23 protein-coding genes and 4 tRNA genes are annotated in these 26,345 nt (G+C 73.2%); 14 read left to right on the forward strand and 13 right to left on the reverse strand.

The window, feature by feature from the left end:
• Positions 1-10 precede the first annotated feature (10 nt).
• Both wecB and ABIB53_RS12500 read left to right on the forward strand, forming a co-directional pair.
• Positions 11-1,102 (forward strand): non-hydrolyzing UDP-N-acetylglucosamine 2-epimerase, encoded by a 1,092-nt coding sequence (gene wecB, locus ABIB53_RS12495; protein ID WP_201467838.1) that lies wholly within the window; start codon positions 11-13, stop codon positions 1,100-1,102.
• Positions 1,099-3,222 (forward strand): acyltransferase family protein, encoded by a 2,124-nt coding sequence (locus tag ABIB53_RS12500; RefSeq protein ID WP_354588394.1) that lies wholly within the window; start codon positions 1,099-1,101, stop codon positions 3,220-3,222. Before wecB ends, ABIB53_RS12500 begins: the two co-directional genes overlap by 4 nt.
• Before the next feature lie 160 nt (positions 3,223-3,382).
• Here the strand turns inward: ABIB53_RS12500 and ABIB53_RS12505 are convergent, their stop codons facing one another.
• From ABIB53_RS12505 to ABIB53_RS12560, 12 genes are all read right to left on the reverse strand, one after another.
• Complete coding sequence (locus ABIB53_RS12505; RefSeq protein ID WP_354588395.1) at positions 3,383-5,545, reverse strand: glycosyltransferase family 4 protein; 2,163 nt, start codon at positions 5,543-5,545, stop codon at positions 3,383-3,385.
• 20 nt (positions 5,546-5,565) lie between these two features.
• Entirely contained in the window at positions 5,566-7,443 is a 1,878-nt protein-coding gene (locus ABIB53_RS12510; RefSeq protein ID WP_354588396.1) for a glycosyltransferase family 2 protein, read from the reverse strand.
• A gap of 67 nt (positions 7,444-7,510) precedes the next feature.
• On the reverse strand, positions 7,511-8,413 hold the full coding sequence (locus ABIB53_RS12515; RefSeq protein ID WP_354588397.1) for a cation diffusion facilitator family transporter: 903 nt from the start codon (positions 8,411-8,413) through the stop codon (positions 7,511-7,513).
• The gene (locus ABIB53_RS12520) at positions 8,410-8,814 is read right to left on the reverse strand and encodes an ArsR/SmtB family transcription factor (RefSeq protein ID WP_354588398.1); all 405 of its coding nucleotides are present in this window, start codon (positions 8,812-8,814) and stop codon (positions 8,410-8,412) included. Before ABIB53_RS12520 ends, ABIB53_RS12515 begins: the two co-directional genes overlap by 4 nt.
• 111 nt (positions 8,815-8,925) lie before the next feature.
• Positions 8,926-9,789 (reverse strand): NAD(P)-dependent oxidoreductase, encoded by an 864-nt coding sequence (locus ABIB53_RS12525; RefSeq protein ID WP_354588399.1) that lies wholly within the window; start codon positions 9,787-9,789, stop codon positions 8,926-8,928.
• 74 nt (positions 9,790-9,863) lie between these two features.
• On the reverse strand, positions 9,864-11,315 hold the full coding sequence (locus ABIB53_RS12530; RefSeq protein WP_354588400.1) for an HNH endonuclease signature motif containing protein: 1,452 nt from the start codon (positions 11,313-11,315) through the stop codon (positions 9,864-9,866).
• 132 nt (positions 11,316-11,447) lie between these two features.
• Complete coding sequence (locus tag ABIB53_RS12535; protein WP_354588401.1) at positions 11,448-12,005, reverse strand: DUF2231 domain-containing protein; 558 nt, start codon at positions 12,003-12,005, stop codon at positions 11,448-11,450.
• A gap of 214 nt (positions 12,006-12,219) precedes the next feature.
• Positions 12,220-12,293: transfer RNA gene (locus ABIB53_RS12540), tRNA-Phe, on the reverse strand.
• A 25-nt stretch (positions 12,294-12,318) separates the two neighbouring features.
• Positions 12,319-12,392, reverse strand: a tRNA-Asp gene (locus ABIB53_RS12545).
• 44 nt (positions 12,393-12,436) lie between these two features.
• Positions 12,437-12,509, reverse strand: a tRNA-Glu gene (locus tag ABIB53_RS12550).
• Between the two features lie 101 nt (positions 12,510-12,610).
• Entirely contained in the window at positions 12,611-13,675 is a 1,065-nt protein-coding gene (locus ABIB53_RS12555; RefSeq protein ID WP_354588402.1) for a PHP domain-containing protein, read from the reverse strand.
• Positions 13,676-13,763: 88 nt separating this feature from the next.
• Positions 13,764-15,200 carry a GuaB1 family IMP dehydrogenase-related protein gene (locus tag ABIB53_RS12560; protein WP_354588403.1) on the reverse strand — a complete coding sequence of 479 codons (1,437 nt, stop codon included), beginning with the start codon at positions 15,198-15,200 and terminating at the stop codon, positions 13,764-13,766.
• A gap of 40 nt (positions 15,201-15,240) precedes the next feature.
• Between ABIB53_RS12560 and ABIB53_RS12565 the strand changes: the two genes are divergently transcribed.
• The 7 genes from ABIB53_RS12565 (at position 15,241) to ABIB53_RS12595 (ending at position 20,006) form a co-directional block, all read left to right on the forward strand.
• Complete coding sequence (locus ABIB53_RS12565) at positions 15,241-16,497, forward strand: DUF445 domain-containing protein (protein ID WP_354588404.1); 1,257 nt, start codon at positions 15,241-15,243, stop codon at positions 16,495-16,497.
• Between the two features lie 56 nt (positions 16,498-16,553).
• Positions 16,554-16,991: a VOC family protein gene (locus ABIB53_RS12570; protein ID WP_354588405.1), complete on the forward strand. Its 438-nt coding sequence runs from the start codon at positions 16,554-16,556 to the stop codon at positions 16,989-16,991.
• Between the two features lies 1 nt (position 16,992).
• Positions 16,993-17,592: a helix-turn-helix domain-containing protein gene (locus ABIB53_RS12575; protein WP_123093587.1), complete on the forward strand. Its 600-nt coding sequence runs from the start codon at positions 16,993-16,995 to the stop codon at positions 17,590-17,592.
• 75 nt (positions 17,593-17,667) lie between these two features.
• A complete protein-coding gene (locus tag ABIB53_RS12580; RefSeq protein ID WP_354588406.1) occupies positions 17,668-18,606 on the forward strand; it encodes a hypothetical protein in 939 nt (312 codons plus the stop codon).
• A 2-nt stretch (positions 18,607-18,608) separates the two neighbouring features.
• Positions 18,609-18,971, forward strand: coding sequence for a hypothetical protein (locus tag ABIB53_RS12585; protein ID WP_123093585.1), 363 nt, complete (start codon positions 18,609-18,611; stop codon positions 18,969-18,971).
• A gap of 92 nt (positions 18,972-19,063) precedes the next feature.
• Positions 19,064-19,771, forward strand: coding sequence for a response regulator transcription factor (locus tag ABIB53_RS12590; protein WP_354588407.1), 708 nt, complete (start codon positions 19,064-19,066; stop codon positions 19,769-19,771).
• Positions 19,772-19,933: 162 nt separating this feature from the next.
• Positions 19,934-20,006 (forward strand) — tRNA-Lys (locus tag ABIB53_RS12595).
• Between the two features lie 15 nt (positions 20,007-20,021).
• On the opposite strand, the gene ABIB53_RS12600 is transcribed toward ABIB53_RS12595, so the two are convergent.
• A complete protein-coding gene (locus tag ABIB53_RS12600) occupies positions 20,022-20,753 on the reverse strand; it encodes a FadR/GntR family transcriptional regulator (protein ID WP_354588408.1) in 732 nt (243 codons plus the stop codon).
• Positions 20,754-20,899: 146 nt separating this feature from the next.
• On the opposite strand from ABIB53_RS12600, the gene ABIB53_RS12605 reads away from it, so the two are divergent.
• Genes ABIB53_RS12605 through ABIB53_RS12625 form a run of 5 tightly spaced genes read left to right on the forward strand, consistent with a single transcriptional unit; the run spans position 20,900 to position 26,310 of the window.
• A complete protein-coding gene (locus tag ABIB53_RS12605) occupies positions 20,900-22,660 on the forward strand; it encodes an L-lactate permease (RefSeq protein ID WP_354588409.1) in 1,761 nt (586 codons plus the stop codon).
• Positions 22,657-23,457 carry a (Fe-S)-binding protein gene (locus ABIB53_RS12610; RefSeq protein WP_123093581.1) on the forward strand — a complete coding sequence of 267 codons (801 nt, stop codon included), beginning with the start codon at positions 22,657-22,659 and terminating at the stop codon, positions 23,455-23,457. The genes ABIB53_RS12605 and ABIB53_RS12610 overlap by 4 nt, the downstream gene beginning before the upstream one ends.
• Complete coding sequence (locus tag ABIB53_RS12615) at positions 23,454-24,917, forward strand: lactate utilization protein B (protein WP_354588410.1); 1,464 nt, start codon at positions 23,454-23,456, stop codon at positions 24,915-24,917. Before ABIB53_RS12610 ends, ABIB53_RS12615 begins: the two co-directional genes overlap by 4 nt.
• Positions 24,914-25,564, forward strand: coding sequence for a LutC/YkgG family protein (locus tag ABIB53_RS12620; RefSeq protein ID WP_354588411.1), 651 nt, complete (start codon positions 24,914-24,916; stop codon positions 25,562-25,564). Before ABIB53_RS12615 ends, ABIB53_RS12620 begins: the two co-directional genes overlap by 4 nt.
• Before the next feature lie 14 nt (positions 25,565-25,578).
• A complete protein-coding gene (locus ABIB53_RS12625) occupies positions 25,579-26,310 on the forward strand; it encodes an enoyl-CoA hydratase/isomerase family protein (RefSeq protein ID WP_163562421.1) in 732 nt (243 codons plus the stop codon).
• The last annotated feature ends 35 nt before the right edge of the window (positions 26,311-26,345 follow it).

Consider the following 26,345-nt stretch of genomic DNA (forward strand, 5'->3'; position numbering starts at 1 on the left):
AAGGGCTCTCATGGCTCCGCTTGTCGTGCACGTCACCGGCGCGCGCCCCAACTTCCCCAAGGCCGCTCCGGTCCTCAAGGCGCTCTCCGCCTACCCCGTCGAGCAGCTCCTGGTCCACACGGGTCAGCACTACGACGACAAGATGTCCGACGTCTTCTTCCGTCAGCTCGGCATCCCGAAGCCGGACGTCAACCTCGGCGTCGGCTCCGGTGCGCACGGCGCGCAGACGGCCAAGGTCATGGAGGCCCTCGAGGAGCTCTTCACGCAGCGCCGCCCCGACCTCGTCGTCGTCTACGGCGACGTCAACTCCACGGTGGCAGCCGCGCTCGTCGCCTCGAAGATGGGCATCACCTTCGCCCACGTCGAGGCCGGGCTGCGCTCCTTCGACATGACGATGCCCGAGGAGATCAACCGCCTCGTCACCGACAAGCTCTCCGACCTGCTGCTCACGACGAGCACCGACGCGATCGCGCACCTCGGCAACGAGGGCACGGCGCCGGAGAAGATCCACTTCGTCGGCAACCCGATGATCGACACGCTGCTCACGCACCGCGACCGCTTCGACGCCGAGGCGGTGCGCGCCGATCTGGGCATCGAGGGCGACTACCTCGTCGCGACCCTCCACCGCCCGGGCAACGTCGACGACCCGGACGACGTGCGCGCGCTCGTCGCCGCGATGCACGCCGTGGCCGACCAGGCCCAGGTCGTCATCCCGCTGCACCCGCGCGGCCGCGCCCGCCTCGAGGAGGCCGGCTTCCTCGACCACCCGGGCATGCGCGTCGTCGACCCGCTCGGTTACCTCGAGTTCATGGGGCTCGTGCGCGGCTCGGTCGGCGTCGTCACCGACTCGGGCGGTGTGCAGGAGGAGACGACCATCCTCGGCGTCCCGTGCCTCACCCTTCGCCCCAACACCGAGCGCCCGGTGACGATCACCCACGGCACCAACCAGCTCGTCACCCGCGACACCCTCGCCGAGCGCGTCCGCGAGATCCTCGCGGCCGGCAAGCTCACGCAGTGGCCGACGCCGCCGCTGTGGGACGGCCACGCCGGCGAGCGCATCGCCGACGTGCTCGCCGGGTCCCTCGGAGTGACCCGGTCGTGAGCGGGGCCCCCGGCGTCGCCGCCCCCGCTGCCGCGAGCGAGGGCCCCTCGGAGGCCAAGCCGGCGAAGAAGCCCCACCTGCGCGGAGACATCGAGGGCCTGCGGGCCGTCGCGGTCGGCACGGTGCTGCTCTTCCACATGGGCGTGCCGTGGGTCGACGGCGGCTTCGCCGGGGTCGACATCTTCTTCGTCATCTCCGGCTTCCTCATCACCTCGCTGCTGCTGCGCGAGGCGGGGCGCAGCGGGAGCATCTCGATCGTCGACTTCTACGCCCGCCGGGCGCGGCGGCTGCTGCCGGCCGCGAGCGTGGTGCTCCTCTTCACCGCGGTCGCCGGGTACCTGCTCATGCCGCCGGCCGGCCGGGGCGACCTCGGCACCGACGTCATCACGGCGACCCTCTACGTCATCAACTGGGGGCTGGCCTTCCGGGCGGTCGACTACCTCAACGAGGGCGCCGACGTCTCGCCGCTGCAGCACTACTGGTCGCTGTCGGTCGAGGAGCAGTACTACGTCTTCTGGCCGCTCATCATCCTCGTCGGGCTCGTCGTGGCCCGGCGTCTCGGCGTGCGCCCGATGCGGATGCTCTTCGGCGTCCTCGCCGTCGTCGCCGCCGCGTCGCTCGCGTACTCGGTCGTGCACACCGCGGCCGACCCCGCGACGGCGTACTTCTACACGACGACCCGCGTGTGGGAGCTCGCCATCGGCGCCCTCACCGCCTTCGCCGTCGACCGCCTGCGGCGCACGCTGTCGCACACGGTCGCGACGGTCATGGCCACCGTCGGGCTGCTGATGATCGCCTACGCGGCGCTCGTCTTCTCCAAGGGCACCCCGTGGCCCGGCTCGGCGGCGCTGGTGCCGACCGTGGGCACCGCGCTGATCATCGCGGCCGGCTGCGCCAGCCAGACGACGATCCCGGCGCGGCTGCTCAGCCTTAAGCCGATGACCTGGCTCGGCGGCCTGTCGTACTCGGTGTACCTGTGGCACTGGCCGCTCATCACCATCGCGGCGGCCCGGTGGCCCGACATCCGCATCCGGCACAAGATCGCGCTCGGCCTGCTCTCCGTCGTCCTCGCGTGGGTCACGAAGAAGCTCGTCGAGGACCCGATCCGCTTCAACAAGGGCATCTCGGCCCAGCCGCGCAAGGCGCTGACCATGGGCGGCGTGCTCATGACGGTCTGCGTGCTCGCGGGCTTCGCCGTCATGCGCACGGTGCCCGACCTCGGGACGACGAAGGACGTCGAGGGCGCGACCGCGCTCGTCGCCGACACCTCCGCCTCGACGTGGGAGGTCCGCTCCGACCCGGAGTCGGTCTTCACCACCTCGGGCGAGCTCACGCCCAACCCCGCCGTCGCGACGAAGGACGTCCCGTCGTACTACGACGACGACTGCCAGGTGCTCGCCGGCGACACCGCCGTCAAGACCTCGTGCACGTACGGCGACACGGGCTCGGACAAGGTCATGGCGCTCGTCGGCGACTCGAAGATGGGCCAGTGGTTCCCGGTCTTCGACGAGATCGCCAAGCGCGAGGGCATGCGTCTGGACCTGTACCTCAAGTCCGCGTGCGCCTTCGGCGAGGGCGCGAGCATCAAGGACGAGTGCGCGGAGTTCACCGACAACGCCGTGACGGCGATGGGCGAGGGCGACCGCACGCCGGACGTCGTCGTCAGCTCGGCCGGCACGGACGACGCGAAGGCCGCCGACCTGGCCGCCCCGCTGAAGACGCTCCAGGACGGCGGTGCGAAGGTCGTCGTCCTCTCGGACAACATCCACCCCGGCTCCGAGGTCTACAACTGCGTGGCCGAGGCCGGTGACGGCGACTACGCGTCGTGCGGCTTCCCGCGCGAGGACACCGACGCGAGCCTGGGCCAGGCCGCCGACGAGCTCGGCGCGACCTTCGTGCCCGTCGACGAGTGGATCTGCCCCGAGGGCGTCACGCAGTGCCCGCCGGCCGTCGCCGGCACGCTCGTCTACCGCCAGGGCTCGCACGTCACCGCGACCTACGCCCGGACGATGACGCCGATCATCTGGCGTCAGCTCTCCGCGGCGAAGGTCACCTCCACCCCCGTCGCCGACATCACCGTCGACGACATCCCCGCCCCCACCGGCTCCGCCAAGGGCTGAGCGGGGGTCGAGCAGGGCGAAGGGGGAGCCGAGAGGCTCCCCCTTCGTCATGTCCGAGGGGTGCGGGGTGCGCCTCGGCGACCACCGGCGCCAAGATCCCCGGGATCGACGAAGGATCGTCACCTCGAGGTGACGGTCCTTCTTCCAGCCAGCGGCGAGATCAGCCCAGCAAGCGGTGGTACTCGCGGTCGACGATCTGGGTGACGTCGCTCCAGTCGCGCTCGGCGAGGACCCACTCGCGGGCCTGGCGGCCCATCCGCTCGCGCAGCTCGGGGTCGTCGAGGTAGCGGCGGATCTGGGTGGCCAGCGAGCCGGCGTCGCCCTTGTCGAAGACGAGACCGCGCTCGTCGGCCTTGACGATCTCGGCGAGCGCCGCGACCGAGCTCGAGATCATCGCCTTGCCCATCGCCATCGACTCGAAGGGCTTGATCGGGCTGATGAGCTCGCAGACCGGCAGCGGCAGGCGCATGAGAGGGGTGATCTGGAAGATCGAGAGGTACCGCGCGACGTCCTCGTGGGGCACGCGCCCGGTGAAGGTCACGACGTCCATGACGTCGAGCTCGCGGGCCAGCCGGTGCAGGAAGCCCTCGTGGTGGCCGTCGCCGACGATGATGACCGCGAAGTCCGAGCGCTCGGTCTTCAGCTGGGCCGCGGCGCGCAGCAGCAGCTCGATGCCCTCGTAGTCGACGAGGCTGCCGGCGTAGCCGATGACCGTCTTGCCCTGGATGCCCAGCTCGTCGATGAGCGCCTGGTCGGGCTCGCGCGGCTCGAACTGGCTCGTGTGCACGCCGTTGGGCAGCACCTTGATCCGGTCGGCGGGGCCGCCGCGGGCGATCATCTCCTCGCGCAGCGCCTCGGTGATGACGAAGGTGAGGTCGGCGTTCTGGACGACGTGCAGCTCGAGCGTCGTCATGTACCGGTACGCGTCGGTGCGGCCGAAGGCCGGGTTGCGCGAGATCTTCATGAGGTCCTCGAGACCGCGCATCTCGTAGACGAAGGGGATGCCCAGGCGGCGGGCGGCGCGCAGACCGGCGAGCCCGTTGTTCTGGAAGCTGCTCGCGTGGATGAGCCCGGCGCGGTGCTCGCGCGCGGTCTCCTCGATGCGGCGGGCGAAGCGCTCGATGTACCCGGCCATCGGCACGGTCTCGTAGACCCGCTCGCCCGGCTCGAGCAGACGCACGTAGGGCACGCCGTCGACGACGTCGCGCTCCTCGACGACCCGCTTGTCGGCCGGCGACCAGAAGTCGTAGGGGAAACCGAGGCGGGTCGCGGCCTGCATGTCCCAGCCGAGGGCCCGCAGACCGGTGAGGACGCCGTGGCTGCGGGTCGCGTAGCCGCCGGAGCGGTGGGGCAGCGACTGGGCGAGCACGGAGAGCACGGCGCCGGGACGCGGCTCGTAGGAGCGCTCCTGCGCCTCGTCGACCGGCCAGCCGGTGCGCCCGATGGCGATCTGGTCGCTCACGCGGGCGTGCAGGGCGCGGGCGCGCTTGTCGTTGCGCTCCTCGATGACCCGGCCGGCGATCGTCTGGGCGGTGTCGAGCCAGCCGGCGCGGGCCGCCTTCGCCGCCATGGGCAGGACGTTCTTGTGGTGGATCGCGCGCAGGTGGTCCGCGGGGGCGGCCGCGTAGAGCTCGCGCAGCTCGTCGTACCCGGCGATCTCGTTGAGCAGGGTGACGGCGGCCTTGAACTTCACCTGGCCGCCCTCCTGCCCGACGGCGAAGGCCTCCGCGGCCTGCGCCTCGCGGTCGCCGGCCGCGCGGATGCGGGTCTCGGCCTTGATCCGGTCGAGGCTGGAGCGGGTGTAGCTGACCTGCCAGCTCTCGACGTGGTCGATGAAGCGCTGCGCGACCACGGGGTCGGAGGTCGAGAACCACGAGATGATCCGCTCGGCGTCGCGCGTCGTGCTCGGCACGACCGTCATGGCGAGCTCGCGGGCCCGGTCGTGCAGCTCGTCGTCGTGACCACGGCGGGCCACGGCGAGGACGAGGCCGGACGCCTCGGCGTCCGGGCCGAGGTCGAGCGCGCTCCGCGCGTGCGGCAGGGCGAGGTCGACCTCGCCGAGGTTGAGGTGGCTCCACGCGAGCATCGCGTGCCCGGTCGCGCCGAGCGCCGGCTCGGGCAGGCGCGACAGCAGGCGCACGCCGCGGGCGTGCTGCGAGCCGTTGACCATGAGCATCCGCGCCTGGGTGAAGACGGCGCGCTGCCCGACCGCGCCCCCGGAGGAGGGCAGGGTCGCGACGGGCCCGAGCGGGGCACGACGCACGACGGCTCGTGCGGCGCGGCGCCCTGCGCTCTTGGCGGATGCGGGGTCGATGCTGGCCATGTTGTCCTTCGAGTCGACGATCAGATGCTGACGTGCGTGGTGGGGTCGCCGTAGAAGAGCAGGCGGCCCGTGGCGGTGAAGAAGGTCGAGTCGGTGACCGTCCACGTGTGGGCGAGGCGGTCGTCGCCGCGCACCGACACGTAGTTGTACCGGTCGCCGGAGTAGATGCGCACGCCGGCCTCGGCGCTGCGGTCGAGGATGTCGGAGTCGACGGCGCGAGGGATGTCGGAGAAGCGCACGTCGCGCACGACGTCGCCGGCGAAGAGCATCGACCCGCCCTGGATGCGGCGCTCGTAGCGGTGCTCGGAGTCGGGGTAGCGCAGGACGACGGCGCCGGTGGAGCGCAGCCACACGTAGTGCGCCCACTTCCCGACGACCCCGGCGTCGGTGTACGCGAAGGTCGCGAGCAGATCCGAGAGGTAGCCCGGGCCGTAGATGTTGTCGTCGTCCATCTTCGCGACGTACTGGCCGCTCGCGGCGTCGACGCCGAGATTCATGCACGCGCCGAGGGTGAGGTCGGCGTCGGCGTGCACGAGGGTGAGGTGCTCGACCCCGGCGTGCTGCGCGCGGCGACGCAGGTCCTCGTCGTCGGTGTCGAGGCCGTGAAGCACGAGGACGAGCTCGAGCGCCTCGTGGCGCTGACGGCCCAGGTTGGCGAAGACGTTGTCGAGCTCGTGGGTGCGGTTGGTCGGCACGACGGCGGAGATCGTCGGCACCGTGAGCGGCGTCGCTCGGTCGGGCAGCACGGCCTGGGTGATCGCCCGGGCGCGGTGCGCCGCGGTGTGCCCCTGGAGCACGGCGCGCTGGAGGAGGAGGCCCTCGCGGGAGACGAGCTCCTCCTGGTGGATCCGGGCGACGACCTCGCTGCGCAGGGACTTCTCGTCCTCGACGCGGGGGACGAGCGCTGCGATCTCGGGCGGGGCGGCGCTCGTGAGGGAGGTGAGACCGACGACGGGGGTGCGGGCGGTCGCCGCGGCCACGGTGGTCCACGCCGAGCCGGGGGCGCCGTCGCCGAGGTCGACGAGGACGCGCGCGTCGGCGAGGACTCCGGCCTCCGCGGCCCACGGGCCGTGGGCGACCTGGCGCTCGGCGAGGGTCGGCGGGAGGGTGACCGAGGCGGACTTGCCGGACAGCCGCACGAGGGCGGCCTGGCTCGGGGCGAGCGGGGCGATGCCGCGAGCGACCTCGCGCAGCGCGGTGTCGTCACCGAGGCGGCCGAAGCCGTCGACGACGAGCAGGGCCCCGCCGCGACGGGTCGTCGTCTCGTCGTCGCGGGCGAGCCCGGACTGGCGCGGCTGACCGGCGGCGGGCCACAGCTGGGCGGCGGTCCCGGCGCCCTCGAGGGCGGAGACGGTGGCCTCGTCGACCCCGCCGACGACGTCGGCCGCGACGAGCAGCTCGGTCGGGGGGACGGCCCGGTCGGTGACCCACAGGGCGATCCGCGCGCCCGCGTCACGGGCGGCCGACAGGGCGGTGACGAGCTCGTCGACCGCACCGGTCCACCCGGTGACGGCGCCGGCGCAGTGCTCGACGAGGACGAGGTCGGGGGCGGTGCCCTCGAGCGTCGCCCGCCAGCCGTGCCGGTCGAAGGGGTGCTGGCGCCACTCGGGCGCGAGGAGCTCGGCCAGACGCGGGCTGACCGCGGCGGCGACGTCGAGGTCGAGGGGGGCGAAGGGGGAGTGCGGCGCCCCGACGGAGGTGACCGGTCGCCCGTCGTCGACCCGGTGCGGACCGCTCGGGCGGGCCGGCTTGGGCGCCGGTGCCGGGGTCGCGGGCTGCGCGGGGGCCGGCGCTGCGGCGCGGGGGTCGGCTGCGGGCGCCGCGGCCGACGCCAGCGTGGTGGCGCTGCGGGCGACGGCTCGGCGCAGCTTGGTCACGGCGGAGTCCCTGGTGCTCACGGGCACACATCCTCGCACCCCGCGTGGCGCGCGCCACTCTGGCGCACCGCGCCGGGCACAGCGCAGGTCACCAGTCGACGCCCTGGCACTGCCGAGAGCCCCGGGTCTCGACCTGCAGGGTGGCGTGCGCGATGCCGAAGCGCTCGCGCAGCACGGCGCTCGCCGCGACGAGGACGCCGTCCGCGTCGTCGTCGGCGACGAGGTGCGCCGTGGCGACGTCCATGCCCGAGGTGAGGGTCCACACGTGGAGGTCGTGGACCTCGGCGACCCCGTCGACGGACTCGAGCGCGCGGGTCACGTCGTCCGGCACGACCCCTGCCGGGGCGTGCTGCCCGAGGACGGCGAGCACCTCTCGACCGAGGTGGAGCGCGCGGACGAGGACGAAGACGCCGATCGCGAGGGCGACGACGGTGTCCCAGACCGCCGAGCCCGTCGTCATGACGAGCAGCGCTGCGGCGATGACCCCGACCGAGCCGACGGTGTCGGCGACGACCTCGAGGTAGGCGCCCTTGACGTTGAGGCTCTCCCCGGCCCCGCCGCGCAGGAGGAGCAGGGCGACGACGTTGACGGCCAGGCCGAGCCCGCCGACGACGAGCATCGCCGTCGAGCCCACCTCGGGGGCCGAGCCGATCCGGCTCAGTGCCTCGACGACGACGTAGACCGAGACCCCGATCATCATGAGGACCGCGAAGCCGGAGGCGAAGATCTCGGCACGGTAGGAGCCGAAGGTGCGCCGCCCGGTCGTGTCAGGACGCGTCGCGACCCAGGTGGCGACGAGCGCCGCCCCGAGCGTCACGACGTCGGCGGCCATGTGGCCGGCGTCGGAGAGCAGCGCGAGGGAGCCCGAGACCAGACCCGCGGCGAGCTCGATCCCGAAGAAGGAGCCCACGAGCACGAAGGCGACGAGCAGGCGCCACCGGTGCCGTCCGCCGGCGTGTCCCGCCGCGCCGTGCGAGTGCCCGCCGCTCATCGGCGCGGCCGGGTCGGGGCGTCGTCGGGCGCGGCCGTGTGGACGACGTGCTCGCGGGTGACGTCGAGGAGCATCCGCACGTGCCCGTCGGAGAGCCGGTAGTAGACGTTGCGACCCTCGCGCCGTCCGGTGACGACCCCGGAGGCCCGCAGCATCCGCAGCGACTGGCTCACCGTCGACTCGGCGGTGCTCGTCGACGCGGCGAGGTCGCAGACGCAGAGCTCGCCGGCCTCGAGGAGGGCGTAGAGCAGCCGGGCTCGCGTCGGGTCGCCGAGCAGCCGGAAGACGCCGGTGACGGTCGCGAGCTCGTCGGGGTCGGGCGCCGCGGCGAGCACGAGCGCGACCTTGTCGGGGTGGACGCTCTCGACGGCGCACCCGTCGAGCGAGGAGACCGGGCGCATGAGCCCTCCATGTCTGAGCGGATGATCAGATGTCATCGTCGACGAGGGGCGTCCGGGAGTCAAGCCGCCCCGGTGCGGTCGGTGCCGGGAGAGCGGCGGGTCGGTGCCCGGTCAGCGGCGCCTGGTGAGGGCGTCCAGCACCGCGTCGAGATCGGTCGCGCTCGCGGCCTCCTCGGGGGTCGCGACGCCCGCCGCGCTCGCGTCCGCTCGTTCGAAGACCTCCGCGACGGCCTCGTACAGCCCTGCGCCGGCACCGGCCGCCGCCTGGGTGCTCGCGATCTCGCGCATCTCGGCGGGGAAGCGGTCGGACTTCGAGGCGGCGACGGCCAGGTCGCGGGCGAGGTGCGCGGTGAGCTCGGGGGCGCCCGTCGAGAGGTCCGCGACGACCGCGTCGAGCACCCCGTGGTGGCGGGCGGTGAGCAGGGACTGCAGGAGCAGGGCCTTCGTGCCCTTGTAGATCGCCGCGGTGCTCATCTTCGTCGCCGAGGCGGCACCGACCTCGCTGCCGACGACCGCCGCGCGCAGGCCGGGTGCGGCGAGATCGGCGAAGGGGGAGCAGCTCGCCCCGGAGAGGAAGAGCGCGGTGTCGCCGTCGGGCCGCGGCGGCGGGCCGCTGATCGCGCCGTCGACGACGACGCACCCCACGGCCTCCAGGACGGTCGCGACCTGCCCCATGGTCGCCGGGGAGACCGCGTTGAGGTCGGCGACCACGGGGGTGCTCCCGGTGCGTCGGACCGCGGCCGCGATCTGCTTCGCCTGGGTCACCGCGTGCGCCGGGGGCACGACGCTGACGACCGCGTCGCTCGCCCGGACGACCTCCTCCAGCGAGCCGAGGGCGGTGAGGTCGCCGGCGAGAGCACGCGTGCGTGCGCTGCGTCCGTCGAGGCTCGTGACGACCTCGACCCCCGCCGAGCGCCAGGCGCGTGCGAGCGCGCTGCCCATCGCGCCGGGCCAGAGGATGCCGATGGTCGTCATGACCCGATCCTGCCAGCGCCCGTGGCGGGCGAGCCGTCACCGCGGTCTCGGTCCACGCCGGCGCGGGGTTGTCCTCAGCCGGCGCGGGGGAGGATCGTCAGCGCCTGGTCGCAGGAGCCGGGGGTGAGGTCCCAGATCACGTGTGGTGGCCCGTTGTCGGGTGGCTGGGTGTCGAGGTGTCCGTGGAGGCGGCGGGTGTGGACGATGGTGTGGTGGCGGGCGCAGAGCAGGGCGGCGTTGGTGGTGTTGGTGGGTCCGCCGTCGGCCCAGTGGTGGAGGTGGTGGGCGTCGGTCCATCGGGCGGGGGCGGTGCAGCCGGGGTAGGTGCAGCCGCCGTCGCGCAGCCACAGCTGGCGGGTCATGGCGGGGGTGAAGAGCCGTATCGCGGTGCCTTGGTCGAGGACCTGGCTGCGGCTGCCCAGGACGACGGGGATGATCTCGGCGTCGCAGGCCAGGCGGCGGGTGGTGTCGGGCGCGAGGAGGGTGCCGGTGTCCAGGCCGCCGAGGGTGCGGGCCGCGCCGGTGCGTGCACGGAGGTCCTCGAAGGTCATCGTCAGCAGGAGGGTGGCTTTGGCGCCGCGTCCGGCCCTGGTGTCCATGCCTGCCACCGCGGTGCGGACGAGGTCGAGGAGGGCGTCGGCGCGGCGCTGGTCGCTGGTGCGCAGGTCGGGCTCGCGGGTGCCGGTGTCGGGGTCGTGGGTGGGTGCTGGTGCGGACAGGGCCTCGATGGCGGCTTCGAGGACGGCGGCTCCCTCGGGGTCGAGGACGAGGCGGTACTCGTGCAGCCCGTCGTCGACGACGGGCCGGGACAGGGCCCGCGCGCGGCGGAGCCGGTCGTGCTCGGTGTCGAGCTCGCCGGGGATCCCGTGGCGGGCGAGGAGCTCGGGGCGTACGGATCGCACCCCGGGGGAGCCGTGCAGGTGGCCCATCTGGATCATCGCTGCGAGGACGCTGTCGCGGGCTCCGTCGACGAGGCGGGACTCGATCCGGGAGATCTCGGTGATGACGGTGCGGGCGACGGGCAGGGTCAGGGTGCCGTCCTCGACGGCGTCGCGGAGCAGGGTGTTGGCGGGTCGGGACAGGTCGAGCACGGCCTGGGCGATGGTGCCGCTTCCTCCTTGGCGGGTGCTCGTGGCGTGCTGGCGCACCCAGGCGGGCAGGGACGGGGCGTCTGACTGGGCGACCTCACCGCGCTCGTGGGCTTGCGCGGTGACGACGTAGCGCCCAGCGGCGGCCAGGGTGGTCAGGTCGTCCAGGACGCCCATGACCTCCATGAGCTCGGGTCCGTTGGCCTGGTGGATCGCGCTGCTCAGACCGCGCAAGGCCCGCACCGCCGCGTCGAGCGCGCCGCGGCGCTCGGCCCAGGTGATCGGGTCGTCGGGCGCGGTGCCGGCACCAGCAGCGGTCGCCTGTCGGATCGGGACGCCGGGAGCCGGACCAGCACAGGTCCAGTCGACCGCGGCACTGCCCGTGGGCACGGACCACACACCCCTGATCGGGGTGGTCGGAGCGGGCGTCGGTGCCATGGACCAACGCTAGGGGCGACCACCGACAACGCATCGATTCTGATGACGCACCCGAGCCCTGACGACGCACCCGAGCCCGACGACATCCCAGGAGCGGATCCTCCCCGGCGAACGGGCGTCCCCCGAGGTGGCTCAGCTCTCGTCGAAGGCGGGGTGGTTGCTCGCGACGTCGCGAGCCGACGCGATGTGGCCGCCGAGGTACGCGCCGACCCCGGAGACGGTCGCGCCGACGAGGGCGAGCCGGGCCCCGGTGCTGTGCCGGCCGCTGCGCCGGGCCAGCCACGACCCGGTGTATGCGCCGATCGCCACGGCGTTGGTCGCGGCGTGGACGAGGCCGACCCGCTTGTCGCGCCGCCCGGTCTGCGACCACTCCGCCCAGCCGGTCCAGGCCGTCGGCCCGACGGCGAGCAGCCCGATGCCCACGAGCGTCTTCGCCGCGGTCGAGGACTCGCGCCCGCCCACGAGGTCGAGGACGCTCGCCGAGACCCACGGGCCGACGACGAGGTCGGTGAGGATCGGGTGCAGCGCGTGCCCGAGCCACTCGCCCCGCAGCAGCTCGCCCCGTGCCCCGTTGCCGAAGGCGGCCTGGATGCTCGGCTCGATCGCGTCGACGACCCCGTCGAGACCGGTCGTCTCCTCGAGCCGGCGGGTCCACCGCACGATCGCGGGGGTGTGCTCCGTGAGGCTCATCGCTGCTCCTTCGCCCGGGGTGCGGCGCGGACGCGCCGCCCTCACCGTGCCCCGGTCGAAGGGGGTGGCTGCACACCCGTACGGGTGCCCCTTCGCCGGGCTCACCCTTCGCATCCCTCGACCCGGTACCCCTTCGCCTCGGAGGTACCCACCGTCCCGGAGCACGCGAAAGGCGCCACGCGATGTGCGTGGCGCCTTCGTGAGGTGCGATATGTGGCCAGGGGCGGGGTCGAACCGCCGACCTTCCGATTTTCAGTCGGACGCTCGTACCAACTGAGCTACCTGGCCGAGTCACGTCCGACGACGTGACGAGCGACCCCGACGGGACTCGAACCCGCGACCTCCGCCGTGACAGGGCGGCGCGCTAACCAACTGCGCTACGGGGCCTTGATGGTGCAAGGCCGATGTGCTGCGATCAAACCAGTACTACGTATCCCCAACGGGATTCGAACCCGTGCTACCGCCGTGAAAGGGCGGGGTCCTAGGCCGCTAGACGATGGGGACCAATCTCTTGGACCCCTCGCCACGCAGCAGGCAGCGCCCGGATCCGTCGAGGACGTTCAGGAGCATACGTGCCGATCGGCGCGGATGCCAAAACGGCCCCCTCACCCCCGTCGGCGGGCCGACCACTCGAGCAGCCGCTCGACCTCCCACGTCGTGATGATGCGGTCGGTCTCGATGCCCAGGGCCGCCGCCCGCGCGCACCCGTACGCCTTCATCTCCAGCTGGCCGGGGGCATGCGCGTCGGAGTCGATCGCGAAGGTGCAGCCCATCTCGGAGGCGAGGACCAGCAGGTCGTCGGGCGGGTCGCAGCGCTCGGGGCGGCTGTTGATCTCGACGGCGACGTCGTGCTCGAGGCACGCGCGGAAGACGGCCTCGGCGTCGAAGTCGCTCTGCGGTCGGGTGCCTCGACCACCGGTGACGAGGCGCCCGGTGCAGTGGCCGAGGACGTCGACGCGCGGGTTGGTCACCGCGCCGAGCATCCGCGTGGTCATCGCGCCACCGGGCATGCGCAGCTTGCTGTGGACGCTCGCGGTGACGACGTCGAGCCGGCCGAGCATCTCCTCGCTCTGGTCGAGAGCGCCGTCGTCGAGGATGTCGACCTCGATGCCCTTGAGCAGGCGGAAGCGGTCGCCGAGCGCGTCGTTGATCCCGTCGACGAGGGTCAGCTGCTTGGCGAGGCGCTCGGCGCTCAGCCCGTTGGCGATGCGCAGCCGGGGGGAGTGGTCGGTGAGCACCTGCCACTCCTGGCCGAGCTCGACGGCGGCGAGGACCATCTCCTGGATCGGCGAGCCGCCGTCGGACCAGTCCGAGTGGGTGTGGCAGTCACCGACGACCGCCTCGAAGAGCGCGGCGGCGTCGTCGTCGAGCTCGACGAGCGGACCGCCGTGCTCGTCCTGCTGGCGCTCGAGGTAGGCGGGCAGCTCACCGGCGACGGCCTGCTCGATGACGCCGGCCGTCGAGGAGCCGATGCCCGGGAGGTCCGTGAGGGTGCCCTGGCGGGCCCGCTCGGCGATCTCGTCCTCCCCGACCTCGGTGACGACCTTCGCCGCCCCGCGGAAGGCCTCGACCCGTCGGCTGTGCTGCCGGCTCCGCTCGAGGACGAAGGCGGTGCGCCGCAGCGCCTCGTGGGGGCCGACCCCGGCCTCGAGGGGGCTCAGCGAGTGCATGTCGACCCCCCTTCGCCGCCGGCTACCACGCCGTACTGGTCGTCATCGCGACCAGTACTGCGCCGTAGCACGCGGGGCGGACGGGTGGTCACCACGACGTGTGGAGCGGGCGGCCCTCGGCGTAGCCCGCGGTCGACTGGACGCCCACGAGGGCGCGGGAGCGGAACTCCTCGAGGGAGGCGGCGCCCGCGTAGGTGCACGAGCTGCGCACGCCGGCGACGATCTGGTCGATGACGTCCTCGACGCTCGGCCGGGCCGGGTCGACGTACATCCGGGCCGTCGAGATGCCCTCCTCGAAGAGGCCCTTGCGGGCCCGCTCGAAGGGGGAGTCCTCGGCCGTGCGGTTGCGGACGGCTCGGGCGGAGGCCATGCCGAAGGACTCCTTGTAGCGCCGACCGTCGGCGTCGGTGAAGAGGTCGCCGGGCGACTCGAGCGTCCCGGCGAACCACGAGCCGATCATGACGTTGCTCGCGCCCGCTGCCAGCGCGAGGGCGACGTCACGGGGGTGCCGCACGCCGCCGTCGGCCCACACGTGGGCGCCGAGCTCGCGCGCCGCGGCGGAGCACTCGAGGACGGCGGAGAGCTGGGGGCGGCCGACCGCCGTCATCATCCGCGTCGTGCACATCGCGCCCGGCCCGACGCCGACCTTGACGATGTCGGCGCCCGCCTCGACGAGCTCGCGGGTGCCCTCCGCGGAGACGACGTTGCCGGCGACGACCGGCACCTGCGGGTCGAGCGCGCGGACCGCCGCGAGCGCCTCGAACATCTTGGCCTGGTGGCCGTGCGCCGTGTCGACGACGAGGACGTCGACGCCCGCGTCGAGCAGGGCCTGTGCCTTGCCGGTGACGTCGCCGTTGATGCCCACGGCGGCGCCGACGCGCAGCCGGCCTTGGGCGTCGAGGGCCGGGCGGTAGAGCGAGGAGCGCACGGCGCCCATGCGGGTCTGGATGCCGACGAGCCGCCCGTCGGCCCCGACGACAGGGGCGACGCGGCGGCGGGCGTGGTGCAGCTCGTCGTACGCGGCAGCCGGGTCATGGTCCTCGGCGAGCGTGACGACCTCGGTCTGCATGACGTCGCGCACCTGGGTGAAGCGGTCCACCCCGTCGAGGTCGCTGTCGGTGACGATGCCGACCGGGCGGCCGTCGACGGTGACGACTCCGGCGCCGTGGGCGCGCTTGTGGATGAGGACGAGCGCCTCGCCGGCCGTGACGGTCGGGTCGAGCTCGATCGCGGTGTCGTGCACGAGGTGGCGCGACTTCACCCACGCGACGACCTCGGCGACGACATCGGTCGGGATGTCCTGCGGGATGATCGTCAGCCCGCCGCGGCGGGCGGTCGTCTCGGCCATCCGCCGCCCGGCGATGGCCGTCATGTTCGCGACGACGAGCGGGATCGTCGTCCCCGTGCCGTCGACGCTCGCGAGGTCGACGCCGTGCCGCGAGGTGATCTCGCTGCGGCGCGGCACCATGAAGACGTCGTCGTAGGTGAGGTCATGGGGCGGCTGGTGTCCGGGCAGGAAGTCCACCCGGCGAGTCTAGGGAGCCGGGCTGGGGTTGAATCGCCCCGTGAGCTTCCTCGTCGAGACCCCCGCGGACCAGGCCCGACGGGCCGGTCTGCGCCGCATGCGCGTGGTCGCCACCTCCCTGCTCGTCCTCGCCGCGGTCGTCTACCTGCTCACCGTGCGGATGGACCACGACGGCGTGTGGGGCTACGTCAACACCGCTGCCGAGGCGGCGATGGTCGGCGCGATGGCCGACTGGTTCGCCGTCACCGCGCTCTTCAAGCACCCGCTCGGCCTGCCGATCCCGCACACCGCGCTCATCAAGCGGCGCAAGGACGAGCTCGGTCGCAGCCTCGAGGAGTTCGTCGCGCAGAACTTCCTCACGGAGGAGATCGCCCGCGAGCGTCTCGCGAGCGCCGAGGTCGGGCTGCGGCTGGGACGCTGGCTCGCCCGCCCGGCGAGCCGCGAGCGCGTGCTCACGGAGATCGCCCGCGCCGGTCGCCCGGCCCTGGAGCGCATGTCCGACGAGGACGTCGAGGACTTCCTCACCTCGCTGCTCCTGCCGCGCCTGGCCCGCGAGCCGATCAGCCCGATCGCCGGCTCGCTCCTCGACTCCGTCGTCGCCCAGGGCACCCACGCCGGTCTCGTCGACCTCGGGCTCGACCAGGTTGGTGCCTGGCTGGCGGAGAACCCCGAGGCCTTCGCCGACGTCGTCGGCGAGAAGGCCCCGTGGTGGACCCCGCCGTGGCTCGACGACCGCGTCATCGGCTGGGGCTACAAGCAGGCCGTCGAGTGGCTCGCCGAGGTGCGCAGCGACCGCGACCACCCCGCCCGCAAGGCGCTCGACGACCTGCTGCGCCGGCTCGCCGACGACCTCCAGCACGACCCCGAGGTCCAGGCCAGCGCCGAGCGGCTCAAGGAGGCGCTGCTCGCCCACCCGCAGGTGCCCCGCAGCGCCGTCGCGATCTGGCAGTCGCTCAAGGTCGCGCTCGTCGGCGCGATGGAGGACCGCGAGAGCTACTTCTGGTCCCGCGGCGAGGAGCTGCTCGCCCACCTCGGCAAGCACCTCGAGCAGGACCCGGCCTGGCGCGACCGGCTCGAGGGCCATCTCGGCGAGGCCGTCGCCTTCGCCGTGAACACCTACGGCGACGAGCTCGCCCAGGTCATCTCCGTCACCGTCGGTCGGTGGGACGCCGACGAGGCGAGCAGCCGCATCGAGCTCTACGTCGGGCGCGACCTGCAGTTCATCCGGATCAACGGCACGGTCGTCGGAGCCCTCGTCGGTCTCGTCATCCACGCCGTGAGCCAGCTCGTCACCTAGACCGGATGACGGATGCGCACTGGTGTGCGCACGCTGTGTGCACTAACGTGCTCGTCATGAGCGAGAACGAGCGCAACCGTCCCCCCTTCCACCTGGCCATCCCGGTCCACGACATCGAGGCCGCCCGGCACTTCTACGGCGAGGTCCTCGGCTTCGGTCGCGGCCGTGAGGACGAGCGCTGGACCGACTGGGACCTCGAGGGCCACCAGGTCGTCACGCACATGGTCGACGACCACTCCAACGCGGTCGCGGGCCACAACCCCGTCGACGGGAAGATGGTCCCGGTGCCGCACTTCGGCCTCGTGCTGCCGGTCCCGCGCTTCCAGGAGCTCGCCGCGCGCCTCCAGGGCGCCGGTGTCGAGTTCGTCATCGACCCCTACGTCCGCTTCGAGGGCACCCCCGGCGAGCAGTGGACGATGTTCTTCCTCGACCCCTCCGGCAACGCCCTCGAGTTCAAGGCCTTCGCCGACCTCGACCAGCTCTTCGCGGTCTGACGTGGGTGCGGAGCGGACCGACGAGGGGGCGCTGAGCGAGGGCTTCCTCGCGCAGGTCGGCGCCCGGGTGCGGTCCGCCCGCACCGAGCAGGGCCTCACCGTCCAGCAGCTCGCCGACCGCGCCGAGATCAGCCGCCGTCTGCTCACCCAGGTCGAGCACGGCCAGGCCAACCCGAGCCTCGTCTCGATCACCCGGGTCGCCCGGGCTCTCGGGACCGAGCTCACCGAGCTGCTCGACCCCCTTCGCCCCAGCGGTGCGATCTCGGTCGTCGAGGCGGGCGCGGAGGTCCTCGTGTGGTCCGACGAAGGGGGCAGCAGCGCCCACCTTCTTGTCGCGACGAGCCACGGGCGGGCCGCCGACCTGTGGCGGTGGCGTCTCGAGCCCGGCGCGGGCTACCAGGGGCTGGCCGACCCGGCCGGCTCGCAGGAGCTCTTCCACGTCCTCGAGGGTGAGCTCACCCTCACCGCGGACGACGACAGGGTCGTCGTCCGTGCCGGCTCCTCCGCCCGGCTGCTCAGCGACCGGGCCTACCGGTACGCCAACGCCGGGGCGACGGCGTGCGTCTTCGTGCGCACCGTCGCCCTGTCCGGCGCCCGCTGAGCCGCTCGCCGGTCGAGGTGGCACGGCCCTGTGAGCCTCGAGACCACGACCTGTCCCTCCTGAGAGACTGCCGCCATGGGGCTCTTCGACCGATGGCAGCGACCGACCCCGCCCCCGACGGGCGGCCACGAGGGGTCGGTGCTGCCGGCGCTCGCCCCTGACGCCGCGGACCGGCTGCTGGCCCTCACCCGATCGGAGCTCGCGAGCCGCGGGCTGGAGGCGACGATCGACGCCGGGGCCCTGCAGCTGGCGGGCGGTCAGGTCTTCGGGCTGCACAACCTCTCCGTCGTCGCCGCCGGCACCCGTGAGCGACGGTGGCCGCAGGTCGTCGCCTCCCACCTCGACGCGCTGCTCAACCCGCCCGACACGAGCGGCCCGCCCGACCCTGGTCAGGTCCTCGCCCAGCTGCGGACCCGCACCGAGATCCCGACCCAGCCGGCCTACCCGGCCCAGGAGCCGCTGCCGGGGGTCATCGCGATGATCGCCCTCGACTTCCCGGACCACGTCGTCGAGTCCGTCGACCTGCCCGACGGCATCCCCGACACGGCGACCGCGATGACGCTGGCGCGCAGCAACCTGCGCGAGCTGCCTCCGCCGGAGCACCAGAGCTACTGCCCCGAGGAGGACGACCCCACCTCGCAGGTGCACCTCTTCGTCACCGACGACTTCTTCGGCGCCGCGCGCCTGCTCGTCCTCGATGAGCTGCTCGAGCGGGCCGGGGTCGAGGTCGGCCCGGGCGGCGTCCTGCTGTGCGCGCCCTGCCGCCACGTCCTCGTCGTCCACCCGCTGGTCGGGCCTGGCGTCCTGGCCGCGCTGCGCTGGATGGTCGCCTTCGCCCGCGGTGAGCACGAGACCCAGCCCGGCCCGGTGAGCCCCCACGTCTTCCACCGGGCCGCCGACGGGCAGGTCGTCCAGGCGACCCAGGTCGACGAGGCGGGGCACATCTCCGTCGTCGCCGAGGACGGTCTCGCCGACGCCCTCACCGAGATCCTCGGCGAGCCCGAGGACGACTAGCGATGGACGAGCCGGCCCCGACCAGCTCCTTCGCGGCGCTCGGGCAGGGCACGTGGTGGGTCGACGTCGAGGACCGGCCGCACCGGCTCGCCGAGATGACCGACGAGTACCTGAGCAACGTCATCGGTCACCTCCTCGTGCACGCCGACACCTATCGCACGTGGTGGCAGGTGGGCGTGACCCATGACGACACGGCGACGGTGGCCGAGGGCCGGTGGGCCGCCGAGCTCGTCGCCCGGTCGGCCGGTGCGCCGGCCCCGTGGGAGATCACCTCGGCGGCCTGGCTCGAGGCCACACCGCTGGTGCGGGCGCTGCGCGCCGAGCTGCGCAGACGCCACCCGGAGCACCCGGCTGGTCGTGGCTAGGCCGTGGCCCGAGGTCGGGGCGCTGCTCGACCGGCCCAGGGGGTGACGTCACACCACGTCGAGCCCCCCACGCCGGGGACTAGTGTCACAAGATGAGCCCTGCTACAGATGTAGAGCCGGTCCGGATCGCGGTGCTCAACGACTACGAGGTCGTCGCCCTGGGTGTGGCGGCCATGCTGGCCGACTACCCGAGGCGTGTCCGTGTCGCCGAGGTGAACGTGTACCTGCACGTCTCCGAGCCCGTCGACCTCGTGCTCTACGACGCTTTCGCCAGGACCAAGAGCGGTGTCCACCTCGACCTCGACCTGCTCATGTCGAACCCTCTCGCCAGTCGGGCGGTGCTCTACACCTGGGAGGTCACCGCGCAGTCGGTGGAGTTCGCGGAGGCCCACGGTCTGTCCGGTGTCGTGTCGAAGTCGGTCGGCGCCGGTCGACTCGTCGAGGCCCTCGAACGGATCCACGCCGGAGAGCGGGTGGTGCTGCCCGCCGACCCCGGAGAGCCCCACGACGACCAGCCCACCTGGAACAACTGGCCCGGCAAGGCCCAGGGGCTGACCCCCCGCCAGTCCGAGATCATCACCCTCGTGGTCGCGGGTCTCGACAACAGAGACATCGCGAGCAGCTGCTACCTCAGCACGAGCACCGTGAAGTCCTACATCCGCGCCGCGTACCGGACGATGGGCGTGCGCTCACGCACCCAGGCGGTGCTGTGGGGCGTCGACCACGACTTCCGGAACAGCTCCCGATCGCGGTTCATGCTCGCCGACGACGACGAGCCCACGTCGTGCACGCGTGGCTGACGGCCGCTCGACCACCTCTGGGTGCGTCCCCGCTGCTCGGGTCCGTGACGGACGTCGCCTCGGCGTCCTCGGCTAGTCTTCGCCAGGCAGGTCGTCGGGACGGTCGGTGGTCGTCCCGCGGGTCGTCCGGTGGACGTCCCGGGAGGCGACCTGGCGCAGCAGGGGCCTCTAGCTCAGTTGGTAGAGCTACGGACTTTTAATCCGTTGGTCGTCGGTTCGAGCCCGACGGGGCCCACCGCCGAAGGGGCGGTCACGCCCCCGTCGACAGCGCCGCCCAGGCGGAGCGGATGTGGGTCTCTACCTGCTCCTGCGCGGCGTCCCCGTCGCCCGCCGCCACGGCGTCGAAGATCGCCTGGTGGTCGCGCCGCAGCTCGTCGGCGACGTCGTCCCAGGACGCGAGGGTGCGGAAGCGGTCGAGGATGGGCAGCTGCATCGACTCGCGGATCGCGGCGGTGAGGTCGGTCGCGAGCCGGTTGCCGGCCGCCCGGGCCAGCGCGACGTGGAAGGCCGTGTCGTGGTTGTTGAAGACCCGGCGGTCGACGTCGGGGTCGGCCATCGTCTCGAGCAGACCGCGCATCGTCTCGAGGTCGTCCTCGGTGGCGTGCGCGGCGGCGAGCCGCACGCTGAGCCGCTCGAGCGCGATGCGCACCTCGAGCACGTCCGGCAGCTCGAAGTGGGTGAGCGAGACGTGCAGGCGCAGCAGTCGCCCGAGGGCGTCGCTCGGGACCGAGGTGATCGTCGTCCCCCCGGCCGCCCCCGCCCCGACGGACGAGCGCACGACGCCCTGCGCCTGGAGGGTGCGCACGGCCTCGCGGACCGCGGAGCGGCTCACCTCGAGCTGCTGGGCCAGGTCGCGCTCGGCGGGCAGCTGGTCGCCGACGCCGAGGTCGCCGGCGAGGATCCGCTCCTCGACCCAGGCGAGGACGACCTCGAAGGCGCGTCTGCTCTCGCGGGCCTCGGGCAGGGGATGAGCGGTCGTCACCGACCGATCATCGCACGACGAGCGGTCAATGGTCCGACCATTCTTGACGGCGGGACGCGGCGACCCCTACCGTCTTCTCCAGTCGAATGGTCTGACCATTCGCTGCGCCGACTCAACGCCGCGTCCAGCGCCCTTCGGAGGCCCCCATGACCGCACCAGCCGCATTCCAGCCCGACCTGTCACCGGTCGCCGACAGCCTCCTGCTGTCCGCGCTCGTCGCCCTGCTGCCGCTCCTCACCGTCTTCACCACCCTCGGGGTGCTGCGGTGGAAGGCCCACTGGGCCGGGCTCAGCGCCGTCGCGGTGGCGGTCGCCGTCGCCGTCCTCGCCTTCGAGATGCCGGTCCACCTCGCGGTGCTCTCGGCATCAGAGGGAGCGGTCTTCGGCCTCTTCCCCATCATGTGGATCGTCTTCACCGCGATCGTGCTCTACCAGGTGACGGTGAGGTCGGGCCGCTTCGAGGACCTGCGGGCGACCTTCCACCTCATCTCCGACGACCCCCGGGTGCAGGCGATCATCATCGCCTTCTGCTTCGGCGGCCTGCTCGAGGCGCTCGCCGGCTTCGGCGCACCCGTCGCCATCACCGGCGTCATGCTCATGGCGGTCGGCTTCTCGCCGCTGCGCGCCGCCGCCGTCGTCCTGCTCGCCAACACCGCGCCCGTCGCCTTCGGCGCCATCGGCACCCCGATCATCACCGCCGGCGCCCTGACGAAGATCCCCTACACCGAGATCGGCGCGTACGTCGGTCACCAGACCCCGGTCATCGCGATCTTCGTGCCGCTGCTCCTCGTCCTCATGGCCGACGGCCGCCGCGGGGTGCGCCAGACCTGGCCCATCGCCGTCGTCGTCGGTCTCGCCTTCGCCGTCGCCCAGTGGGTCTCGGCGACGTGGATCTCCGTCGAGCTCGCCGACATCGTCGCGGCGCTCGCCGGCCTGGCCGCCGCCGTCGTCTTCCTGCGCGTGTGGCAGCCCACCGGCCGTGAGGAGGCCCTCGAGGTGCTCGAGGTCGAGCGGCAGCGCGACCTCGCCCTCGTCGGCGCGAAGGGGGACGCGTCGACCGGCACCGCGTCGACGGGCACCCCTTCGACCGGCGCGGTCGACAAGGCTGGCACCGACCACTCGGTCTCCGTCGCCGAGCTCGACGCCCGCGCCCGCTCCCTCACCCCGGGCCGCATCGCCATGGCGCTCTTCCCCTACGTCCTCGTCATCGCCGTCTTCTCCGTGGCCAAGCTCGTCCCCGCCGTCAAGGAGTGGCTCCTCGGCACCGACGTGAAGATCGCCTGGCCGGGCCTGTCCGGCGAGGTCCTCACCGCCGCCGGCACCCCGAGCACGGCGACGACGTACACCTTCGCCTGGCTCAGCTCGCCCGGCACGCTCCTGCTCCTCACCGCGCTCGTCGTCGCCCTCGTCTACCGGGTCGGCGTGAGCGGGCTCGGCGCGGAGATGGCGGCGACGGCCCGCCAGATGCGCTTCGCCTTCCTCACCGTCTCCAGCGTGCTCGCCCTCGCCTACGTCATGAACCTCTCCGGCCAGACCATCGCCATCGGCACGTGGATCGCCGGGGCGGGCGGGGCCTTCGCCTTCCTCTCCCCGCTCCTGGGCTGGATCGGCACCGCCGTCACAGGCTCGGACACGAGCGCGAACGCGCTCTTCGCCACCCTGCAGCAGGCCGCCGCGCAGGAAGCCGGGCTCGACCCGACCCTGCTCGTCGCCGCCAACACCTCCGGAGGAGTCGTCGGCAAGATGATCAGCCCGCAGAACCTCACGATCGCCGCCACCGCCGTCGGGCTCGTCGGCCGCGAGGCCGACATCCTGCGCAAGGTGCTGCCGTGGAGCGTCGGCCTCATCCTCGCCGTCTGCCTCCTCGTCGGGCTGCAGTCGACGATCCTTGCTTGGATGCTGCCATGAGCGCGCGCACCCCGAGCCCGGCCACCGGGCAGCCCGGCACCCCGAGGACCACCGGTCTGCGGGTGGCGCTCTTCGCCACCTGCTTCAACGACACGATGTGGCCCGAGACCCCCAAGGCGACCGTCCGCCTCCTCGAACGGCTCGGCTGCGAGGTCGACTTCCCGCAGGCGCAGACGTGCTGCGGCCAGATGATGACGAACACCGGGTACGCCGACCGCGCGCTGCCCCTCGTGCGCCGCTTCGTCGACGTCTTCGGCGGCTACGACGCGGTCGTCGCCCCCTCCGGGTCGTGCGTCGGGTCGGTGCGCCACCAGCACCGCACCATCGCGGCGGCTGCCGGTGACGCCGACCTCGTCGCGCAGGTCGACGCCGTCGCCCCGAAGGTCTACGAGCTCTCCGAGCTGCTCGTCGACGTGCTCGGCGTGACCGACGTCGGCGCGTCCTTCCCGCACCGCGTCACCTACCACCCGACGTGCCACTCGCTGCGGATGCTGCGGGTGGCCGACCGGCCCCTGCAGCTCCTCCGCGCGGTGCGGGGGATCGACCTCGTCGAGCTGCCGGGGGCGGAGGAGTGCTGCGGCTTCGGCGGGACCTTCGCGATGAAGAACTCGGACGTCTCGGTCGCGATGGGCACGGACAAGGCCCAGCACGTCGTCGAGACCGGCGCCGAGGTCGTCGTCGCCGGCGACAACTCCTGCCTGGCCCACATCGGCGGGATCCTCGGCCGTCAGCGCACCGGGGTGCGCACGATGCACCTCGCCGAGATCCTCGCCTCGACCGAAGGGGACCCCGCATGAGCGTCGGACCGGTCCAGCAGACCTCGCCGACCTTCGTCGGCATGCCGGCCTTCCCCGAGGCCGCCCGGGAGGCGCTCGCGAACACCCAGCAGCGCGCCAACCTCCACCACGCCACGCGCACGATCCGCGCCAAGCGTGCCGGCGTCGTCGGCGAGATCGAGGACTGGGAGGCCCTGCGGGTCAGCGGCGCGGCGGCCAAGGACGAGGCGCTGCACCACCTCGGCGACTACCTCGAGCAGCTCGAGGCGAGCCTCACCGCCGCCGGCGCCACCGTGCACTGGGCGCGCGACGCGGCGGAGGCCAACGCGGTCGTCGTCGAGATCGCCCGCGCGAAGGGGGCCGACGAGGTCGTCAAGGTCAAGTCGATGGCCACCCAGGAGATCGAGCTCAACGAGGCGCTCGAGGAGGCCGGGATCAGCGCCTGGGAGACCGACCTCGCCGAGCTCATCGTCCAGCTCGGTCACGACCGCCCCAGCCACATCCTCGTGCCCGCGATCCACCGCAACCGCAGCGAGATCCGCGAGATCTTCGCCCGCGAGATGGGCGAGGTGGGCCGCCCGGCGCCCGACGACCTCACCGACGACCCTGCCCGGCTCGCCGAGGCCGCGCGCCTGCACCTGCGCGAGAAGTTCCTCCGCGCGAAGGTCGCCGTCTCGGGCGCGAACTTCGCCGTCGCCGAGACCGGGACGCTCGTCGTCGTCGAGTCCGAGGGCAACGGCCGGATGTGCCTCACCCTGCCCGAGACGCTCGTCAGCGTCGTCGGCATCGAGAAGGTCCTCCCCACGTGGGCCGACCTCGCCCCGATGCTCCAGCTGCTGCCGCGCTCGAGCACGGGGGAGCGGATGAACCCGTACACGACGATGTGGTCCGGGGCGCACGACGGCGACGGGCCGCAGGACGTCCACGTCATCCTGCTCGACAACGGTCGCAGCCACGTCCTCGCCGACGCCCTCGGCCGTCAGGCCCTGCGCTGCATCCGCTGCTCGGCCTGCCTCAACGTCTGCCCGGTCTACGAGCGCACCGGCGGGCACGCGTACGGCTCGGTCTACCCCGGGCCGATCGGCGCGGTGCTCAACCCCCAGCTGCGCGGCACGGCGAGCGAGGTCGACCAGTCCCTGCCGTACGCGTCGAGCCTGTGCGGGGCGTGCTTCGACGCCTGCCCGGTGCGCATCGACATCCCGGAGATGCTCGTCCAGCTGCGCGGCGAGGTCGTCCAGCAGGGCGGCCACCGTGCCGAGTCCGCGGCGATGAGCGCCGCAGCCTGGGTCCTGTCGGACCCGCGCCGGCTCGCCGCCGCGCAGAAGGCCGCCACGGTCGCCGGACGGCTCGTCGGCGACCGCACCATCCGCTCCGTCCCGGGCCTGGGCGCGTGGAGCGACGCCCGTGACGTGCCGACGCCGCCGAAGGAGACCTTCCGCCAGTGGTGGGAGCGCGAGCGCGCAGAGGGGGGCGAGCGATGAGCGCCCGTGACGAGATCCTCGCCCGCGTGCGGGCGGCGACCGCCGACATCACGACGGCGAAGGGGGAGCGACCAGCCCCCGTCGTCGTGGAGGAGACCGCGTCGAGCCCGGAGGCGACGCTCGAGCTCTTCGTCGAGCGGGTCGCCGACTACCGCGCGAGCGTCCTGCGCGCCCAGGAGCACGAGGTCGCCGACGTCGTGGCCGGCGCGCTGCGCGACCGGGGCCGGACCTCGGTCGTCCTGCCCGACGGGCTCGACCCCGCCTGGCGGGCCGCGCTCGAGCAGGTCGCGACCGTCGTCCCCGAGGGCCGGGGGGCCTCGGCGGGCGCGCTGGACGCCGTCGACGCGGTCGTCACCGCGAGCGCTCTGGGCATCGCGGTGACCGGCACGATCGTCCTCGACCACGGGCCCGACCAGGGACGCCGGGCGCTCACCCTCGTGCCCGACTGCCACGTCTGCGTCGTGCGCGCGGACCAGGTCGTGCACGACGTCCCGGAGGCCGTCGCCCGCCTCGGCGGGCAGGCTCACCGGGGTCGTCCGCTCACCTGGGTGAGCGGCCCGAGCGCGACGAGCGACATCGAGCTGCAGCGGGTCGAGGGGGTGCACGGGCCGAGGACCCTCGTCGTCGTGCTCGTCGAGCACTCCTGACTAGGCTGTCCGACGTGTCTGACAACCGCGCCTACGTGACCTACTCCGCCTCCGACGGCGTCGCGCACATCGAGCTGGCCCGGCCGGAGTTCGGCAACACGCTCGACCTGACGATGACCCACCAGCTGCGCGACGCGGTGCAGCGCGCGCTGCGCTCGCACACGGTCGACGTCCTCGAGCTGACGTCGACCGGCGGCGACTTCTGCGTCGGCACGGACACCGAGGCCGCCCGTCAGGCGGACGACCCGACGACCCAGGTCTTCGAGCAGGCCGCCGCCCTCGACGAGATGTTCGGCATCCTCAACGCCTCGACCAAGCCCGTCATCGCCGGGGTGCAGGGGCTGGCCGCCGGCTCCGGCCTCGGCATCGCGCTCGCGGCGGACATCTGCCTGTGCACGCCCGACGCGACCTTCCGCGTGGCACCCCACGGCGGTCTCGGCGCCCCCGACCCGGGCCTGGCCTGGCAGCTGCCGCGCGCCATCGGCCAGCAGCGCGCCCTCTCCTTCGCCCTCGGCCGGCGCACCATCGACGCGACGACCGCGGAGAGCTGGGGCGTCGTCACCGTCGTCGAGGGCGACCTCCCGGCCGCGGTCGACGGGATCGCCCGCTCGCTCACCGGCGAGGGCCTGTGGGCCAACGGCGAGACCCGTCGCCTGCTCCGGGCGTCGTGGGACACCGACCGCACCTCCCTGGCCCAGTCCGAGGCCGCGACGATGGTCCGCGCGATGCTGCGGGCGAAGGTCTGACCCTGACCGGCGAGGAGCCCCGGCGCCCGCGCCGT

Origin of the sequence: Janibacter sp. UYMM211 (assembly GCF_040547045.1) — a bacterium.
In the GTDB taxonomy this organism is placed as follows: Bacteria; Actinomycetota; Actinomycetes; order Actinomycetales; family Dermatophilaceae; genus Marihabitans; species Marihabitans melonis.

Bases quoted from the DNA above. Each gene is read 5' to 3' on its own strand.
- ABIB53_RS12535 (WP_354588401.1), bottom strand. From the start codon at position 12,005: ATGAGCCTCACGGAGCACACCCCCGCGATCGTGCGGTGGACCCGCCGG.
- ABIB53_RS12520 (WP_354588398.1), bottom strand. From the start codon at position 8,814: ATGCGCCCGGTCTCCTCGCTCGACGGGTGCGCCGTCGAGAGCGTCCAC.
- ABIB53_RS12570 (WP_354588405.1), top strand. From the start codon at position 16,554: ATGAGCGAGAACGAGCGCAACCGTCCCCCCTTCCACCTGGCCATCCCG.
- ABIB53_RS12505 (WP_354588395.1), bottom strand. From the start codon at position 5,545: ATGGCCAGCATCGACCCCGCATCCGCCAAGAGCGCAGGGCGCCGCGCC.
- ABIB53_RS12580 (WP_354588406.1), top strand. From the start codon at position 17,668: ATGGGGCTCTTCGACCGATGGCAGCGACCGACCCCGCCCCCGACGGGC.
- ABIB53_RS12615 (WP_354588410.1), top strand. From the start codon at position 23,454: ATGAGCGTCGGACCGGTCCAGCAGACCTCGCCGACCTTCGTCGGCATG.
- ABIB53_RS12525 (WP_354588399.1), bottom strand. From the start codon at position 9,789: ATGACGACCATCGGCATCCTCTGGCCCGGCGCGATGGGCAGCGCGCTC.
- ABIB53_RS12530 (WP_354588400.1), bottom strand. From the start codon at position 11,315: ATGGCACCGACGCCCGCTCCGACCACCCCGATCAGGGGTGTGTGGTCC.
- ABIB53_RS12590 (WP_354588407.1), top strand. From the start codon at position 19,064: ATGAGCCCTGCTACAGATGTAGAGCCGGTCCGGATCGCGGTGCTCAAC.
- wecB (WP_201467838.1), top strand. From the start codon at position 11: ATGGCTCCGCTTGTCGTGCACGTCACCGGCGCGCGCCCCAACTTCCCC.
- ABIB53_RS12515 (WP_354588397.1), bottom strand. From the start codon at position 8,413: ATGAGCGGCGGGCACTCGCACGGCGCGGCGGGACACGCCGGCGGACGG.
- ABIB53_RS12585 (WP_123093585.1), top strand. From the start codon at position 18,609: ATGGACGAGCCGGCCCCGACCAGCTCCTTCGCGGCGCTCGGGCAGGGC.
- ABIB53_RS12555 (WP_354588402.1), bottom strand. From the start codon at position 13,675: ATGCACTCGCTGAGCCCCCTCGAGGCCGGGGTCGGCCCCCACGAGGCG.
- ABIB53_RS12620 (WP_354588411.1), top strand. From the start codon at position 24,914: ATGAGCGCCCGTGACGAGATCCTCGCCCGCGTGCGGGCGGCGACCGCC.
- ABIB53_RS12605 (WP_354588409.1), top strand. From the start codon at position 20,900: ATGACCGCACCAGCCGCATTCCAGCCCGACCTGTCACCGGTCGCCGAC.
- ABIB53_RS12610 (WP_123093581.1), top strand. From the start codon at position 22,657: ATGAGCGCGCGCACCCCGAGCCCGGCCACCGGGCAGCCCGGCACCCCG.